Here is a 15,436-nt window from a genome sequence, read left to right on the forward strand (position 1 = left end):
CTATCATCGGAAACCAAAAAGCTATATAACAGTACAAGCTCATACTTTTAGGCTATCAACAACTAACAATCAACAATTAATTCGTGGAGATAATCAATTCGCTTGTGACGTGGGTAATGAAGAAGAGGATTCACCAGATAGACCTTTTCAGGAAGTATCCGCATGATGTGCAGAACGAATTGTTTTCCAACCTCATCTCTACGGCCAAAAACACCGAGTGGGGCCAAAAGTACGGCTATTCAGACAAGTTGAGCGTGCGTGAGTTTCAGGAGCGGGTGCCCATCTGCGCCTATGAAGACCTGTACCCGTCCATTGAGCGCGTGATGCGCGGCGAGCAGAATGTGCTGTGGCCCAGCAAAGTGGAATGGTTCGCCAAATCTTCTGGGACTACCAACGCTCGCAGCAAGTTCATTCCGGTTACTCCGGAGGCGCTGGAAGACTGTCATTACAAGGGCGGCAAAGACATGCTCTCCATCTTTGTGAACAATTATCCCGAGTCCAAGATTTTCTCCGGCAAAGGGCTTTCCATTGGCGGCAGCCACCATCCCAACGAGTTCAACTCAGAAACGCGCTGCGGCGATGTCTCGGCGGTGATCATGCAGAATTTGCCGCTCTGGGCCGAGGCCATGCGCACACCGCCGCTTAAGGTAGCGCTCATGGACAAGTGGGAAGAGAAAATTGAAAAGATGGTGGAGATCACCGTCAAAGAGAACGTGACCAGCATTTCGGGCGTGCCCACCTGGACCTACGTACTGTTAAACCGCATTCTAGAGGAAACCGGGGCCAAAGACATCACCGAAGTATGGCCTAATCTGGAGCTATTCACGCATGGCGCTGTGGCATTCGGGCCGTACCGCGAGCTGTTCAAGCAGTTGATTCCGTCAGACAAGATGAACTACCTGGAGGTTTACAACGCCTCAGAAGGCTTCTTCGGGATACAGGATGAGCCCAGCCTCAAAGACGAGATGCTTTTGATGCTGGACTACGGCGTCTTCTACGAGTTCATCCCCATGGAAGAAACCGAGCAGGAGAACCCACGGGTGCTGACCCTGGACCAGGTGGAACTAGGCAAAAACTATGCGCTTATCATCTCTACCAATGCAGGGCTATGGCGCTACAAAATTGGCGATACCGTTAAATTCACGTCGCTGGACCCGTACCGCATCAAGATCTCCGGACGCACCAAGCACTTCATCAACGCCTTCGGCGAGGAGGTAGTGGTGGAGAACGCCGAGACTGCCATTACCAAAGCCTGCGAAGCCACAGGTGCCACCATCACCAACTTCACGGCCGCTCCGGTGTACTTTGAGGGCAAGAGCAAAGGCGGGCACCAATGGGTCATCGAGTTCTCCCAGCAACCATCCAGCCTAGCGCATTTCTCCGAAGTATTAGACCAGACCCTGCGTACTGTCAACTCAGACTACGATGCCAAACGTCAGAAAGACCTGGCGCTGCAGCCGCCCCTCATTACCGTGGCTCCGTCCGGCGCTTTCCTGAACTGGCTCCAGCACAAAGGCAAAATGGGCGGTCAGCACAAAGTACCGCGCCTAGCCAACAACCGCGAGTACCTGGAAGAGATTCTGGAGGTGAACAACTTGCGGTAAAACCCTTACAATTGCATGTAGGGGCAATCCTTGGTGGTTGCCCTTTTCTATAGCTGTCTGCAGCTGTTCAGGATTTGAAATCCCGAACTCAGGAGAAGCGGATTTGTAATCCGCCGGGAGCCGTGGGGAAAAGTAGGGGATTACAAATCCCTTTCCCGGCTCTTTCGGATTACAAATCCGAAAGAGCCGTAGGCGTAGCATCGTGGATAGCTTACGCAAGGCGTGTTCGATGGGTGTAAACACCCCTCTAACTCCCCTCAAGGGGAGAATCTACGCTGTCTATTTTGAACCTACTTTCTTTAAAACAGGCCTAAAACACAAAACACCGCTTTAGCGGTGTTTTGGTGAAATGGTATGGAAAACATCTTCTATTCCAGGAAGCTACTCAGTAAACCACCTTCTTTGTTGGAGTTTCCGCCGTACGGCATCAGTGCCTGAATCAGTTTCTTCACCGGCATAGACTGAATCCAGACGCGGCCAGTGCCCCTGAGGGTGGCCAGGAAAAGTCCTTCGCCCCCAAAAACCATGGAGCGCAGGCCACCTGCCCGCTGAATGTCAAAGTCGATTCCGTTTTCATAGGCCACTACGCAGCCTGTGTCTACGCGCAGGGTCTCGTTGTGCAGGTGCCGCTCAATGACGGTACCGCCCGCGTGGATGAAGGCCAGGCCATCGCCGGTGAGGCGCTGCATGATGAAGCCCTCGCCCCCGAAGAAGCCCGCGCCCAAACGCTGGTTGAAGTGCATGGCGATTCTGGTGCCCAGGGCTGCGGCCAGGAAACCGTCTTTCTGTACCACCAAACCCTGCGGAAACTCGGCCAGGTTGATGGGCATGATGGTGCCCGGATAAGGGGCCGAGAAGCCTACTTTGGCTTTGCCGTACCCGCGGTGAGTGAAGTGCGTCATGAACAGTGACTCGCCGGTGATGGCGCGGCTGCCCATCTGCACCAGTTTGCCTAAAAAGCCCGAGGCAGGGTTGGAGCCATCGCCCATTTTGGTTTCAAACTGGATGCCGTCTTCCATGAAGACCATGGCACCGGCCTCGGCAATCACGGTTTCCTGCGGGTCCAGTTCTACTTCCAGCACCTGAATGTCTGCGCCGTGAATGCGGTAATCTACTTCGTGGGATGTCATATGAGAGGTTAGGTTTATTTTTTCTTCGGCTTGGGAGGCACCGGTTTCTCTCCTTTTTCAGAGAAATCGTCGTCCTCGTCATCGTCTAAAGATGCCCTCTTTTTGAAGAAATCCTCCTCGTTCTCTTCCTCGTCCACGGTTTCCTCAATAGGGAATTCCTCGTCTTCTTCCTGGGCCCGCTTCTTGCCCTGGTCGCCTACCAGTTTCTTGTCTGAGACGTTGCGGTCCAGGAAAGAATTGAGCTGGTCAATGTTGAAGTTAGAGGTAATATCCCCCAAGGGATTGATCTTGATCTCGAAGCCTTCCAGTTCAGGGTGTACTTTCGCTTTTTTCTCCGGCTTGTTCTCTGGTTTGTCCTTATCAGATTTCTTCTTTGCCATAGTCGTAGGGTTTACGCCCGGGCAAACCGCGAAGCCGCCCGGTCAGTTGCTCTTACTACAAACGGGAAATCCCGAAGAAGGATAAACGAATTAAAAAGAATCCGCCGTGATAAGCAAGCAGAAGCACTTGTTTATCACGGCGGATCAGGTTTGATATGATCTCCTGTTTTGAACCTGTTTTCCTTAAAACAGCCTTAAAACGGCTAGCAAGCTTAGGCGGCGTATTGGGCCAGTTTGGTTAAAGCAGCGTCAATACGGTTCTCAGTTTCTTCTCTTCCGATGATCTCAATAATGGCCATCAGATCCGGACCTGCTTCTACGCCGGTCAACGCGATGCGGAGCGCCTGCATCACTTGTCCGATTTTCAGGCCGTTGCGCTCCAGAATCTGCAGCAACAGGGCTTTTACCGAGTCAGCGTTGAACTCTGGCAGAGAAGCCAGCTCATTTCTGAACTGCTCAAAAGCACCGGCCGCCGCCGCCGACCATTTCTTGGCCGCTACCTGCTCATTGTACTGCGTGGGTGCCACAAAGAAATAAGCAGCTTCTTTCCAGAAATCCTGCGGGAAGGTCACGCGTTCTTTCATGAGGCCCACAATCTTCTCGGCGCGCTCTGGCGAGCACTCAATGCCTTGTTCTGGTAAAGCGGCCAATAAATACTGGGCTAGTTCTGCGTCTGGTTTGGCGCGCAGGTACTGCTCATTGTACCAACGGGCTTTCTGGATATCGAAACGGGTACCGGATTTTCCGATGCGCTCGATGCTGAAGGCCTCAATGAGTTCTTCCATGGAGAAGATTTCCTGCTGCGTGCCCGGGTTCCAGCCCAAAAAGGCCAGGAAGTTCACGAAACCGTCTGGCAGGTAACCCGCCTCGCGGTAGCCGCTGGATTTTTCGCCGGTTACCGGATCAACCCAGTTCAGCGGGAATACCGGGAAACCTAACTTATCGCCGTCGCGCTTGCTCAGCTTGCCGTTGCCGTCTGGCTTCAGCAACAGAGGTAAGTGCGCGAACTCCGGCATGGTGCCTTCCCACCCGAAGTAACGGTACAGCAACACGTGCAGCGGCGCGCTTGGCAACCACTCCTCGCCTCTGATCACGTGGGTGATTTCCATCAAATGGTCATCCACGATGTTGGCCAGGTGATAGGTCGGCATGCCATCGGACTTCATCAGAACTTTGTCATCAATGGCCGAAGAATGCACCATTACCCAGCCTCTGATCATGTCTTTCAGACGGATTTCCTCTTTACGAGGTACTTTGAGACGAATCACGTACGGGTCACCGCTTTCTAACCGGCGCTTCACCTCATCCTCGGGCAGGGTGAGGGAGTTCTTCATGGTGGCGCGGGTGATGGCGTTGTACTGCGGGGTGGCTACTTTGGCAGCTTTGAGGCGTTCACGCATTTCCTCCAGTTCCTCGGCGGTGTCAAAGGCGTAATACGCGTGGCCGGCGTTTACCAGTTGCAGGGCGTAGTCCATGTACATGGGCTTGCGCTCAGATTGGCGGTAGGGCGCGTGCGGTCCGCCGTGGATAGGGCTTTCGTCCAGCGTGATGCCGCACCAGGCCAGAGAGTCAAAGATGTATTGCTCGGCGCCGGGCACAAAGCGGGTTTGGTCAGTATCTTCAATGCGCAGCAACATTTTGCCGCCCATTTTCTTCGCGAACAGATAATTATACAGCGCTGTGCGTACCCCGCCAATGTGCAGCGGCCCGGTAGGGCTAGGGGCAAAGCGTACTCGTACTTCTCTTTCCATGGTATATAGGTATTTCAATAGCGGTGCAAAAGTACGCTATTTCAAGTCTTTCTTGAAATTTTGCCTTTAAAACCTTGTCTCGGCCGCCATTATTCTTGTACGGGGAAGATGCGCGGTGGTGCGGATTTCTGTTGCCTGAAACGGCTGCTTCTCAAGAAGTTTGTAAACCTGCCGCCAGAACTGCGTATGAGGAAGAAAACCGACTACATGCTGAAAAACAAGCTTAAAGAGGCGTGGGGGATCATTGTGGAAGTGTGGCTGGACTTTCTAGACAATAACTCCTTCCAGAAAGGAGCCGCCCTGGCGTACTACACTATTTTCGCGCTTCCGCCTATTCTCATCATCATCATCAACTCGGCAGGCGCCATCTTTGGCCGCGAGGCGGTACGCGGGCAGGTGTACCAGCAATTGCGCGATCTGCTGGGCAGCAAGGGAGCCTCTGATATTCAGGACATGGTGGAGAATATCAACCATTCCGCTGACTTCACCTTTGCCACCGTGGTGGGCGTGACAACCCTGCTCATTGGCGCTACCGGGGTGTTTGTGTCTCTACAGGAGTCTTTGAACCAGATATGGGGCGTGAAACCCAAGCCCCGCAACGAGTACCTGAAACTGCTCTGGGACCGGCTGTTGTCCTTTGCTTTGATTCTGGCCATTGTGTTCCTGCTGCTGGTGAGTTTGGTTATCCATGCGGTGGTCATCGCGATTACTTCTTTCCTGACCAACCGGATAGACCCTTCCATCCTGCAACTCACCCAAGTGGCGAACCTGGTGGGTTCCACGCTGGTGGTAACGTTCCTTTTCGCCTTGATCTATAAATTCCTGCCCGATGCCAAAATCAGGTGGGGCGATGTTTGGGTGGGCTCTCTTGTAACGTCGTTGCTGTTCGCGTTGGGCAAATCCATTATCGGGCTGTACCTGGGCAACAGCAACTTCGCCAGCATCTACGGAGCCGCGGGCTCGGTAATTGTGGTGCTCACCTGGGTATTCTATACCTCTCAAATTATCTTCCTTGGCGCGCAGTTCACCCTGGTGTACGCCCGCCGCTACGGTGCCAACATTTACCCCTCCACCTACGCCGTACGGGTCGTCAACAAAGAAGAGGAAATCGGCCACGCTCCCCTCAACGATGAACCCGGCCCTAACGAGGCCAAGGCTAGGGGCGAGGATTACGATTGATAGATTTGGAGATGTGGAAATTTGAAGATGTGTAAATGGGAAAATGTTTGGCAGAATTCCCTAATCTCCACATCTTCAAATCTCCACATTCTCACATCATTACCACTTCACCGCAATGCAGGAGATCTCCACGTTCACGTCTTTGGGCAGGCGGCTGACCTCCACGGTTTCGCGGGCGGGCGGGTTGCTGGTGAAATAGCTGCCGTAGGTCTCGTTGATGGCCACGAAGTTGCCGAGATCTTTCACGAAGATGCTGCACTTCACCACGTGGCTGAAATCCATGCCCGCTTCTTGCAGAATGAACTGGAGGTTCTTCATGACCTGATGCGTTTCGGTCTGGATGTCGCCCTGCACCAATTGGCCGGTGGACTGATCCAGCGCGATTTGCCCTGAGACATACAGAGTGTTGCCGGCCAGAACGGCCTGGCTGTACGGCCCGATGGGAGCCGGCGCTTGTTTGCTTTCTATGAGGTTGGTTGCCATAAACAAAGGGGTTAATCAGTATCTTTACAGGCTTAAAGGTACAGAAATATGAACACATTGGTTTTAGCCACCCAGGAGCAGGAGGCAGAGGTAAGCCTGAAATTCTATAACCGCGCCTACCTTCATTTGCAGGACCCGGCAGAACTGAAAACGTGGCTTCCGCAGGCCGATCTGGTCATCGATTTACTTCTGCACGAGCAACCGGAACGCCTGACCCAGTACAACCAGCAGGGCAAAGGCGACAAACTCACCGTGTTCTTCAACGCCAACCAGGTAAATCTAGCGGAGTTTGCCTCGGCGTATGCGCCGCTCAACTTCCACTTGGCGGGTTTCATAGGCGAGCCCCTGATCAACCGCGAGGTTCTGGAAGTAGTCACACTCCGCGAAGATTCCGCCCGCCCCGTAGACAAGGCGTTCGTCTTCCTGGCATCGCTTTACCAATTGGTGAAGAGTAAGAAGTAAACGTTTAGTGCCTCTTTTGGCGAAAACGGCCTCAAAACAGAATAGCTTTTACTGATCTTTTCGCTGGCGCGAGCGTCCCGCTCGTGTCCGCACGCATTGCAGATCCCCTTTTTGTCATCCTGAAAGGATCTTGTGAGCAAGCGGTAGAGTCGCGGCTTCACAGCCTTTCTAGTTCGCCCACAAGATCTTTCCAAGATGACAGAGTGGGTTTAGACATCATAGTAATAAATCAGCCTGACGAAGCTCTGAAAAGCCAGAACCAAGATACTCTCTGGAATGCGTGCGGACACGAGCCAGAGGCTCGCGCCAGCGGAAGTAGTTGGAGAAAGACGTAAGGTCGTTTTCAGGCTGTTTTCCAAAACAAGCCTTAAAACAGAAAGGACAGCTTTACGGCTGTCCTTTCTGTTTTCCGTAGATGATAAGGGTTACGAACCGAGTCAGCTGGAGCGCATGACGCCAATCTTTTCGCCCGTGAAATCAGGGAAGAGCACTTTGTCATTTCTGATGTTGAGGTGTTTGCCGGCTACTTCGCTGAAAATGCTTCTGAAATCGGTGGTGACGGGTAGGTCGCGGCCGTCTTCCAGGTTTTCTTTGGCCAGTGGCGGTACGTGGCCGTGTACCAGTCCGCCGTTCACGTTATTTCCTAGAACGAACAGGCAGGAGCCGCGGCCATGATCGGTGCCGTTGCTGCCGTTCTGGTGCACGGTACGGCCGAACTCGGTCATCGTCATCACGTTCACGTCATCCTGGTAGGCGTCCAGATCGGTCCAGAAGGCGGTGATGCTCTGGCTCAGGTCGTTCACGTTGCGGGCGAAGGCGCCGTTGGCCGTGCCCTGGTTGTAGTGCGTGTCCCAGCCGCCAGATTCCGCGAACGCCACTTCCAGGCCCACGTCCATTTTGATCATCTGGGCAATCTGCTTCAGGGCTTTGCCCAAGGCGCTGTTCGGGTAGACGGCATTGTTGGCGGGGATGTAGTTTTTGGAATCGATCTTGTTCAGCATCTTCACGGCCTCAAAGCTCTCTTTGCCGGTTTTGTTCAGCAGCGAAGACGAAGTTTGGTCATATAGGTCCTCGAAGTTCCGGGAAGCCAGGGCGGCGCCTTTCTCGTTTCCGCGCATCTGCACGCCAAAATCCTGCAGGTTGCTGATGGCGATGGCGGCATGGTCCCCGTAGAAGGAACGGGGTAGCGACGACGTGAGGCTGACGGCCTGAAACGGTGTGGCTTCGTGGCCCATCAACCCGATGGCCCGGTTGAGCCAGCCGCTGGCGGTGCCTTTGTCAAAGGGTGTGCCGGTTTCCATGTAGTCCTGCGCGTCAAAGTGGGAGCGGGTGGGGTTGGGTGAGCCCATGCCGTGCACAATGGCCAGCCGCTTCTCCCGAAACAACGGCTCAAACGACTTCATGGCCGGGTGCAACCCGAAACGCCCGTCCAGGTCCAGCAAGGGGTTAGCCGAGGACTGGGCAGCGGTCATGAACAAGCTGGGCCTCGCCTCTTTCAGGAATTCGTCAGTGAAGGGTGTCACGGCCATCAAGCCGTCCATGGCGCCCCGCTGGAAGATGCAGACCAGAATCTTATTTTTCTTGTAGGGCAGCACCAGTTTACTGCTATTGGCCGCCTGCGCCAGAAAGGTAGGCACGCCGCCCAACCCCGCCGCGAAAAGCGCCAAAGCCCCTGATTTTAGAAATCCTCTTCTGGTTGTCATAACGCGTTTTTTGCCTGTTTTTAGATTATCGGCGCTGAAACTCAGGGGAACCAATAATGATGCCTACTACCTGGGCCAGCATAGGCGTGTTGCCGCCTTTCAGACCCATGGTGCTTTCCTGCGGTTTCTTGCCGGCCTCTGGTTTGCCACTGGCTTTTTTATCTGCTGGGCTCATGCTCATTTGATTTTCCTGTTCCTGAGGTTCCTGCGGCGTGATAGCCGGCTTTTTATTGGCGGCGGCATCCACTTTCTTCCCGAAGTTGGGGTCGTTGAGCGTGGGTGTTAGCCGCTTGATGGTCGCTTCCAGATTGCGTTCGGGTAGCAGGAACTGGCTGTAGGTGAGTAAGGCAGCCTCAGCGCTCTCTGGTTCTCGGTTCTGGTTCAAGGCCATCAGGTCAAAGGAAATGCCTTTGATTTTCTGCGCGGCCAGCGCCAGCCCGAAGTTCATGCGGTTGAGCAGGGAGCCGGTGTTGATCCAATAAGCGCCTTTGTCGGGGAAGCCGGTGGGAGCCTGGTAGTAGTACATTTTCTCGCCCATTTTGGTAATCCAGGTGTACAGCTGCTTGGGTTCCTGAATCTCCGCGTTGAGGCTTCTGATGGAGCTGATGGCCAACTCAAACGGCGATTTCGTTTTCTCCCGCAGGGCTTCCTTGCTCCAGAACTCGGGCGCGGCCACCATCGTCAGCAACACTTCCCTGATGTCACCGTCTTTCTCCCGGAAGGTTTTGGCCATTTTCTCGATCAAAGTTTTGGGCGGCGTGTCGTTCACGAAGCGGATGGCCAGCTTGGTGGAGATGAACTTGGCCGTAGACGGATGATGCGCCAGCAATTTGATGAGTTGCAGGCCTTCTTCGTACCCGCCATCGGCCGGAAAGGTGGTGCCTAGTACTGTTTTGGAGCCTTGGTCGTGTTTGCTCGCCGCGAAGTAGAAATCGCCTTCCGTGATATCTCCTTTCTTGGTCTGAGTCTTGTTCTGGTCTGGGGAAGCGTTGTTCTCCAGGTAGCGCTTCATGTCTGGGTTGATGGTCCAGCCAGTTAAGATGCGGGCCGCCTGGGTTACGTCTTGCTGCGTGTACCCGCCGTCTACGCCCAGGGTGTGCAGTTCCATGATCTCGCGGGCGTAGTTCTCGTTCAAGCCCTGTTTTCTCCTGACGGTTTTACTTTTCTGAGCTGCCTGCATTTTTTGCAACGTGGTATCCTGAGGTTGGCTTGCGGCAAGTATCTCCAGCTTGCTGGGCAGCTTCTGCTTTTGCCCCGAGGAAGCACTTGAGCCATTATCCGCGACGCTTTTGAAATTGTCCAGGTACGCCAGCATGGCCGGAGATTTGGCGGTAGCCAGCAAAATAGTCTCAAATTTGCCCAGCACGTTCGGCCGGATCACGTCCCGCTCAAACGGCAGAATGTACATGTCGCAGTTCTTATTGGTCAGCGATACGTTGAAGTGATTAAACCAAAAGCTGGTCAAAACCTCCTGTAGCTGGTTCTCTGCATAAGCGGCCCGCAGAATCTTCTGATCGATCAGCTCCTGGTACAAGTCGCCGGGCGTTTTGAAGCCTTTCTGCCGCATGTAGGCACCCAGCTTCTCGCGTTGCGCAATGCGGCCTTCTTTGGTCAATTCAGAAGCTTTGAGGGAGTCCAGGTGGAAAACGCCTTCCTGCATGCCCCGCTTCAGAATCTGGCCTTTCTGCGGAAAGTAGTACAAAATCTGCTCGTTTGACATCTTCAGCGAACCGTATGGTGCTAACTTCTGATCCAACTCTGGCTCAGGGGAGCTGGCCTTCAGTTGCTGCGCCAGCCATCTCTCCAGCCCTAGCTTCACCACTTCCTCTACCTGCCCCGGTTTGGCGCCAAAGGTGAAGCGGCTGAGGAGATGGGCCGCAGCTTGCTTCTCCGTCAATCCTGCTCTTTTGTAAGGGAAAGTTACCACCTTCTCCCCCGGCCGGTCGGTATGCCCGAAGGAGGAAAGCAGCAAAAACGATAGTATGAAAGCCAGTGCCAGGCCCAGATGTCTGCGAGGGTTTTTCATACGGGTGGTCATTCGTTTTACGCTAAGTTGGCCGTGGTTTTCTATCAGTTTTAGAAAAGGGGCCCTAAAACCCAAACTCCTGTCTTCTTGCAAGAACTTGTTTTCCAAAAGAGAAAGTGTCTCAAGAACCTCCGGTAGGAAGTTTCCAGAAGCGGCTAAGACACAAAGGCTTGCTTCCTTCTCATAGATGTGAATTTACGGTAATAGTTTAACGTGCGTTGGAAATATTCTATTGTGACTGCAAATATTATAAATATGGATGGTTGCAGGAGTACTTAGAAAGAGACGCAAAGTAGCGTTAACCTACGCTATGATGAGAGCAGTCGTTTTAGGAGTGCTTTTCTTAAAACGTACCTAAAACAGAGAAAGCACCGGTTATAGCTTTAATGGACGATGGTTCGGCACGAAGTTATTCTGGAGACGGCAACTCTTCTTGGAAAGGCTGTTGTGAGTTATCTGTTTTGGGGCTGGTTTCCGGAAAACAGGTGAAAAACGAAAGCTGCCTTCGTTTGTATAGAGACGGAAAATAAAAAAGGAAGCCAATTGGCTTCCCTTTTTTATTTTATATGCGAGTATCGCTTACTCCACCGTCACTGACTTGGCCAGGTTACGTGGCTGGTCTACGTTGCAACCGCGCAATACGGCAATGTGATAGCTCAATAACTGCAAAGGAATAACTGAGATCAACGGCATCAAGGCTTCGTGGGTATTGGGTACCTCAATCACGAATTCAGCCATCTGCGGGATCACGGTGTCGCCTTCGGTCACAATCGCGATTACTCTACCTTTACGGGCTCTTACTTCCTGTACGTTAGAAACGATCTTCTCGTAGGAGCTGTCTTTGGTAGCGATCACCACCACCGGCATGTTCTCATCGATCAACGCGATAGGTCCGTGCTTCATTTCGGCCGCCGGATATCCTTCTGCGTGGATGTAGGAAATTTCCTTCAGTTTCAAGGCACCTTCCAGGGCTACCGGGAAGTTATAACCGCGTCCTAAGTAGATGAAGTTGGTCGCGTCTTTGAAGATCTCCGAAATCGCCTGGATTTCTTTGTCCAGTTGAAGCGCCTGCTCCACCTTGGCCGGAATTTTCTCCATCTCCAGCATCAACTGACGCAGGGCGGAAAGCTCCATGGTGCCGCGCATCTCCGCAATCATCATCGCGATGAGCGACAGAACGGTCACCTGTGCCGTGAAAGCTTTAGTACTGGCTACCCCAATCTCCGGACCGGCGTGCGTATAGGCACCCGCATCGGTGGCACGCGCAATAGAAGAACCTACCACGTTACACACCCCAAAGATCATGGCTCCTTTGGATTTTGCCAGTTCCAGGGCCGCCAAGGTATCAGCCGTTTCCCCAGATTGGGAAATGGCCACCACAATGTCTCCCTCCCGGATCACCGGGTTCCGGTACCGGAACTCAGAGGCGTATTCTACCTCCACCGGGATACGGGCAAACTCCTCAATCATGTACTCGGCTACCAGACCCGCGTGCCAAGACGTTCCGCAAGCCACAATAATGATGCGGTCTGCGTTTTTGAAACGGGTGGCATACTCTCTGATGCTGGACATGGTCAACTGCGTGTTCTCCGCCACTAAACGGCCACGCATGCTGTCCATAATAGAGCGAGGTTGCTCAAAGATTTCTTTCAGCATGAAGTGCGGGTAACCACCTTTTTCAATGGCTTCCAACTCCAACTCCAGTTTCTGGATGTAAGGCGTCTGCACCACGTCTTCTTTGGTACGAATGTCCAGCACGCCATCTTTGATAACGGCGATTTCATAGTCATTCACATACACCACTTCATTGGTGTACTCAATGATAGGAGAGGCATCTGAGGCCAGGAAGTATTCCCCTTTGCCTACCCCAATCACCAGCGGGCTTCCCTTACGGGCGGCTACCAGTTGGGTCGGGGAGTCGTGGGAGATGACCACAATCGCGTACGCGCCTACTACTTCATGCAACGCTAAACGTACAGCCTCGGCCAGAGAAACATTGCTGTTCTTCTGTACATCCTCAATCAGGTTAACGAAAACCTCAGAGTCAGTATCGCTGTGGAACTCGTAGCCTTTGTTGATCAAGTGCTTCTTCAGGGAAGCATAGTTCTCAATGATGCCATTATGGATAATCGCGATTTTCTTAGAGGTGGAGTAGTGCGGGTGCGCATTGGCATCGTTCGGCTCGCCGTGGGTAGCCCACCGGGTATGGCCAATACCAATGGTACTGCTGGTGTCCTGAGAACCAATATGTGCCTCCAGATCGGCAACTTTGCCTTTCTTTTTAAAAACTTTCAGATCACCACCGTTTAGCAAAGCAACTCCGGCGCTGTCATAGCCCCGGTACTCTAAACGCTTCAATCCTTTCAAGATAATGGGGCAGGCTTCTCTCTGCCCTACATACGCTACAATTCCGCACATAGTGATGTAATCTACTGTTTAGCTAAGGGTATATAAGTAATTGATAATATTAAGCTGTGTATTACTGAGCCGTTGAATAGAAGAGTCTAAGCTTGATGCGACGGTCAGCGCTAGGACTTTGGTTCGCTTCCAAGATGACCCGGTTCACAGTCTGCGCAAAGTTGGTAGGCGTAGAGGCAGTACTGCTCACATTGGAAGGCAGTAGAATAAGGCCGTTGTTGGCGCGTACGTTGTAAAGCAGGTTTTGCATGTAGCTGGTGATGTTCACAACATAGACATACCCTCCTTTTGCCCCTCTGTACTGAAGAGTAGCCGGGGCGGTGGAGCCTTCTGCCATTAATGCATTGGGTATTCCCCCTGGGTTCAATGCTATCCGGTTAGAAGGCGTAGCTTCCACCACGGTAATAACAGGAGGCAGCAAGGAAAAATCCTTCTTGGAAAGCACTGTTGACTCAAGTACCGGAATAATCAATTCAGCTTTGTTGATGGCCAGGTTCTTTTCTCCGCCAGAAGCGGTTTTGCGCAACTGGGCAATGTAGGGCAGCTCTATTTTCGTCACCAATCCGGCTCCCGCTTGCAAATACGTACGGTTACCGGTGTTAGAAGAAGATATGCTACTTCCGTTGGTCGTCAGTGAAGCAAAAGGCGTGCCGGTTCTGTCTGCTGTCACGTGGTTGTAATACCGGTCAGTGAAAAGCATAGTAGTAGACTTGGCTATGTTCTTCTTCGACTTGTAGTGCAGGGTGATGGACGTATTGGTAGACGTAGGCAGAAACCCGATGATGCTTCCCTGCTCATCAGAGCCATTGGCCGGTACAAAAGCCAAGCCATTGATGATGTTGGCAAACGCCTGCGTATTGCTGGATTGCGATAACGCCTGAAGTACCTCGTTCGCGAAGGAACCAGTTGCCTTGATCCTGATCAGGGCCGGAACACGCTGGGTAGTGTCTGTAGTGCTTCTGTAGGTGGTATTAGGCTGAGGGCTAAACGTGATGGAGCCTACCGGCGTGTCATTATAAGTTAATGCCTCATACGTGTAATAGGTCTCATCATCCCGGAAAGCCTGGGTTAGCCGATGAACATTCATCTGGATGGCCTTGGTGGTGTCCCCGAAAGCATAGTTATAGTCCAGGTTGATAACCAATGAATCAGCGCCTCTGGACACGTCAATAGAATCTGCATTGGCCGGATAAGACAGCGGAGCAAATTCTGCGTAGGTTTTGGCCGTTACGGTGCCAAACACGCCCTCATTGATTCTGCCCACCTGTACGCGCGCAGCCCCCAACCCAAGGATGGAGTCTTTCAACGAAACAGTAGAAGCTTTGACGGTTGCCGTGTCTGTATATGAAGTTCCAATCTGGGTGCCTGGTTCCTGTAACTCCAGCCCGATGGCCGTTGGGTCTTCGCAGGAAGCGAAAAAGAAAGAGGATATAAAGAGAACAGCTGCTGCTTTACTAATTCGCAAGTTCATTATACAAGTTAAAGTAAGAATCCAGGGTGTTTTCGTCTGAACTGATCGTGTTGATCTGTTTGGTGTTGTTATACTCCTGAAACAACGCGTTGAGGTTATCGCTGAAATCCTCGTTTGATTTGATGACCATGTCAGCGTACTGCAGGCCCATCTTGATGAAAGCGCCGAAGTCACCGGATCTAAGGTTGCTCAGCATTTCATCTTCAATGTCCAGCATCTTGGCTTTCTCTAGCAAATCGCCCTCAAATTTATGGGTAAACTCGCTGTTGTACACAGAAAACACCGATTTCGCCGTTTTGAAAATTGGATCATTCTTGTAGGTGCTCTTCAGGTACAACGGAATCAAGCTGGTCATCCAGTCATTGCAATGTACAATATCCGGCGCCCAGCCTAGTTTTTTCACCGTCTCCAACACGCCTTTGCAGAAGAAGATGGCCCGCTCGTCATTATCTGAGTAAAATTTATTGTCTTTGTCCACCAGAACGGATTTGCGGTGGAAATAGTCTTCGTTGTCAATGAAATATACCTGCAGTTTGGCATTGGGGATAGAAGCAACCTTGATAATCAAGGGTTTCTCTTCTTCGCCCACGGCAATATTAATGCCGGAAAGCCGCACCACCTCATGTAAACGGTTCTTGCGTTCGTTGATCAAGCCAAACCGAGGCACGAAAATCCGGACTTCCATCCCACGCTCTTGCATCGCCTGTGGCAACATCCTCAGGAATTCCGCTACTTTTGTAGTCTGCAGAAAGGGATCAATCTCAGTGGCCGCGTATAAGATTCTCAATTTGGACATAGGTTGGAGTGATTAAAAGTAAATAGGCAACAG

General features: G+C 52.4%; 12 protein-coding genes. 3 read left to right on the forward strand and 9 right to left on the reverse strand.

Features of this window, described 5'->3' with window-relative positions; all coding sequences use genetic code 11:
• Positions 1-116: 116 nt before the first annotated feature.
• Entirely contained in the window at positions 117-1,604 is a 1,488-nt protein-coding gene (locus H7U12_RS07595; RefSeq protein ID WP_186635415.1) for a GH3 auxin-responsive promoter family protein, read from the forward strand.
• A gap of 368 nt (positions 1,605-1,972) precedes the next feature.
• On the opposite strand, the gene H7U12_RS07600 is transcribed toward H7U12_RS07595, so the two are convergent.
• The 3 genes from H7U12_RS07600 to gltX all read right to left on the reverse strand — a co-directional run bounded on the left by H7U12_RS07600 (position 1,973) and on the right by gltX (position 4,865).
• The gene (locus H7U12_RS07600) at positions 1,973-2,734 is read right to left on the reverse strand and encodes a TIGR00266 family protein (RefSeq protein ID WP_186635418.1); all 762 of its coding nucleotides are present in this window, start codon (positions 2,732-2,734) and stop codon (positions 1,973-1,975) included.
• A gap of 14 nt (positions 2,735-2,748) precedes the next feature.
• Complete coding sequence (locus H7U12_RS07605; protein ID WP_186635421.1) at positions 2,749-3,114, reverse strand: hypothetical protein; 366 nt, start codon at positions 3,112-3,114, stop codon at positions 2,749-2,751.
• Between the two features lie 212 nt (positions 3,115-3,326).
• Complete coding sequence (gene gltX / locus H7U12_RS07610; protein WP_186635424.1) at positions 3,327-4,865, reverse strand: glutamate--tRNA ligase; 1,539 nt, start codon at positions 4,863-4,865, stop codon at positions 3,327-3,329.
• 186 nt (positions 4,866-5,051) lie between these two features.
• On the opposite strand from gltX, the gene H7U12_RS07615 reads away from it, so the two are divergent.
• Positions 5,052-6,044: a YihY/virulence factor BrkB family protein gene (locus H7U12_RS07615; protein ID WP_241749218.1), complete on the forward strand. Its 993-nt coding sequence runs from the start codon at positions 5,052-5,054 to the stop codon at positions 6,042-6,044.
• A 99-nt stretch (positions 6,045-6,143) separates the two neighbouring features.
• On the opposite strand, the gene H7U12_RS07620 is transcribed toward H7U12_RS07615, so the two are convergent.
• Positions 6,144-6,527, reverse strand: coding sequence for a RidA family protein (locus H7U12_RS07620; protein ID WP_186635427.1), 384 nt, complete (start codon positions 6,525-6,527; stop codon positions 6,144-6,146).
• A 48-nt stretch (positions 6,528-6,575) separates the two neighbouring features.
• Here H7U12_RS07620 and H7U12_RS07625 point away from each other — a divergent pair, with 48 nt between their 5' ends.
• Positions 6,576-6,989: a hypothetical protein gene (locus H7U12_RS07625; protein ID WP_186635429.1), complete on the forward strand. Its 414-nt coding sequence runs from the start codon at positions 6,576-6,578 to the stop codon at positions 6,987-6,989.
• A gap of 437 nt (positions 6,990-7,426) precedes the next feature.
• Here H7U12_RS07625 and H7U12_RS07630 read toward each other — a convergent pair whose 3' ends face one another.
• From H7U12_RS07630 to H7U12_RS07650, 5 genes are all read right to left on the reverse strand, one after another.
• A complete protein-coding gene (locus H7U12_RS07630; protein ID WP_186635432.1) occupies positions 7,427-8,692 on the reverse strand; it encodes a DUF1501 domain-containing protein in 1,266 nt (421 codons plus the stop codon).
• A gap of 25 nt (positions 8,693-8,717) precedes the next feature.
• A complete protein-coding gene (locus tag H7U12_RS07635) occupies positions 8,718-10,718 on the reverse strand; it encodes a DUF1800 domain-containing protein (protein ID WP_186635435.1) in 2,001 nt (666 codons plus the stop codon).
• A gap of 579 nt (positions 10,719-11,297) precedes the next feature.
• Positions 11,298-13,136 carry a glutamine--fructose-6-phosphate transaminase (isomerizing) gene (gene glmS, locus H7U12_RS07640; protein ID WP_186635438.1) on the reverse strand — a complete coding sequence of 613 codons (1,839 nt, stop codon included), beginning with the start codon at positions 13,134-13,136 and terminating at the stop codon, positions 11,298-11,300.
• 61 nt (positions 13,137-13,197) lie between these two features.
• Positions 13,198-14,607, reverse strand: a complete 1,410-nt coding sequence (locus H7U12_RS07645; RefSeq protein WP_186635441.1) for a DUF4270 family protein — start codon at positions 14,605-14,607, stop codon at positions 13,198-13,200.
• Positions 14,591-15,403: a glycogen/starch synthase gene (locus tag H7U12_RS07650; protein WP_186635444.1), complete on the reverse strand. Its 813-nt coding sequence runs from the start codon at positions 15,401-15,403 to the stop codon at positions 14,591-14,593. The genes H7U12_RS07645 and H7U12_RS07650 overlap by 17 nt, the downstream gene beginning before the upstream one ends.
• Between the last annotated feature and the right edge of the window lie 33 nt (positions 15,404-15,436).

It is taken from the genome of Rufibacter sediminis (assembly GCF_014269285.1).
In the GTDB taxonomy this organism is placed as follows: Bacteria; Bacteroidota; Bacteroidia; order Cytophagales; family Hymenobacteraceae; genus Nibribacter; species Nibribacter sediminis.

Bases quoted from the DNA above. Each gene is read 5' to 3' on its own strand.
- H7U12_RS07595 (WP_186635415.1), top strand. From the start codon at position 117: ATGAAGAAGAGGATTCACCAGATAGACCTTTTCAGGAAGTATCCGCAT.
- H7U12_RS07600 (WP_186635418.1), bottom strand. From the start codon at position 2,734: ATGACATCCCACGAAGTAGATTACCGCATTCACGGCGCAGACATTCAG.
- H7U12_RS07605 (WP_186635421.1), bottom strand. From the start codon at position 3,114: ATGGCAAAGAAGAAATCTGATAAGGACAAACCAGAGAACAAGCCGGAG.
- gltX (WP_186635424.1), bottom strand. From the start codon at position 4,865: ATGGAAAGAGAAGTACGAGTACGCTTTGCCCCTAGCCCTACCGGGCCG.
- H7U12_RS07615 (WP_241749218.1), top strand. From the start codon at position 5,052: ATGAGGAAGAAAACCGACTACATGCTGAAAAACAAGCTTAAAGAGGCG.
- H7U12_RS07620 (WP_186635427.1), bottom strand. From the start codon at position 6,527: ATGGCAACCAACCTCATAGAAAGCAAACAAGCGCCGGCTCCCATCGGG.
- H7U12_RS07625 (WP_186635429.1), top strand. From the start codon at position 6,576: ATGAACACATTGGTTTTAGCCACCCAGGAGCAGGAGGCAGAGGTAAGC.
- H7U12_RS07630 (WP_186635432.1), bottom strand. From the start codon at position 8,692: ATGACAACCAGAAGAGGATTTCTAAAATCAGGGGCTTTGGCGCTTTTC.
- H7U12_RS07635 (WP_186635435.1), bottom strand. From the start codon at position 10,718: ATGAAAAACCCTCGCAGACATCTGGGCCTGGCACTGGCTTTCATACTA.
- glmS (WP_186635438.1), bottom strand. From the start codon at position 13,136: ATGTGCGGAATTGTAGCGTATGTAGGGCAGAGAGAAGCCTGCCCCATT.
- H7U12_RS07645 (WP_186635441.1), bottom strand. From the start codon at position 14,607: ATGAACTTGCGAATTAGTAAAGCAGCAGCTGTTCTCTTTATATCCTCT.
- H7U12_RS07650 (WP_186635444.1), bottom strand. From the start codon at position 15,403: ATGTCCAAATTGAGAATCTTATACGCGGCCACTGAGATTGATCCCTTT.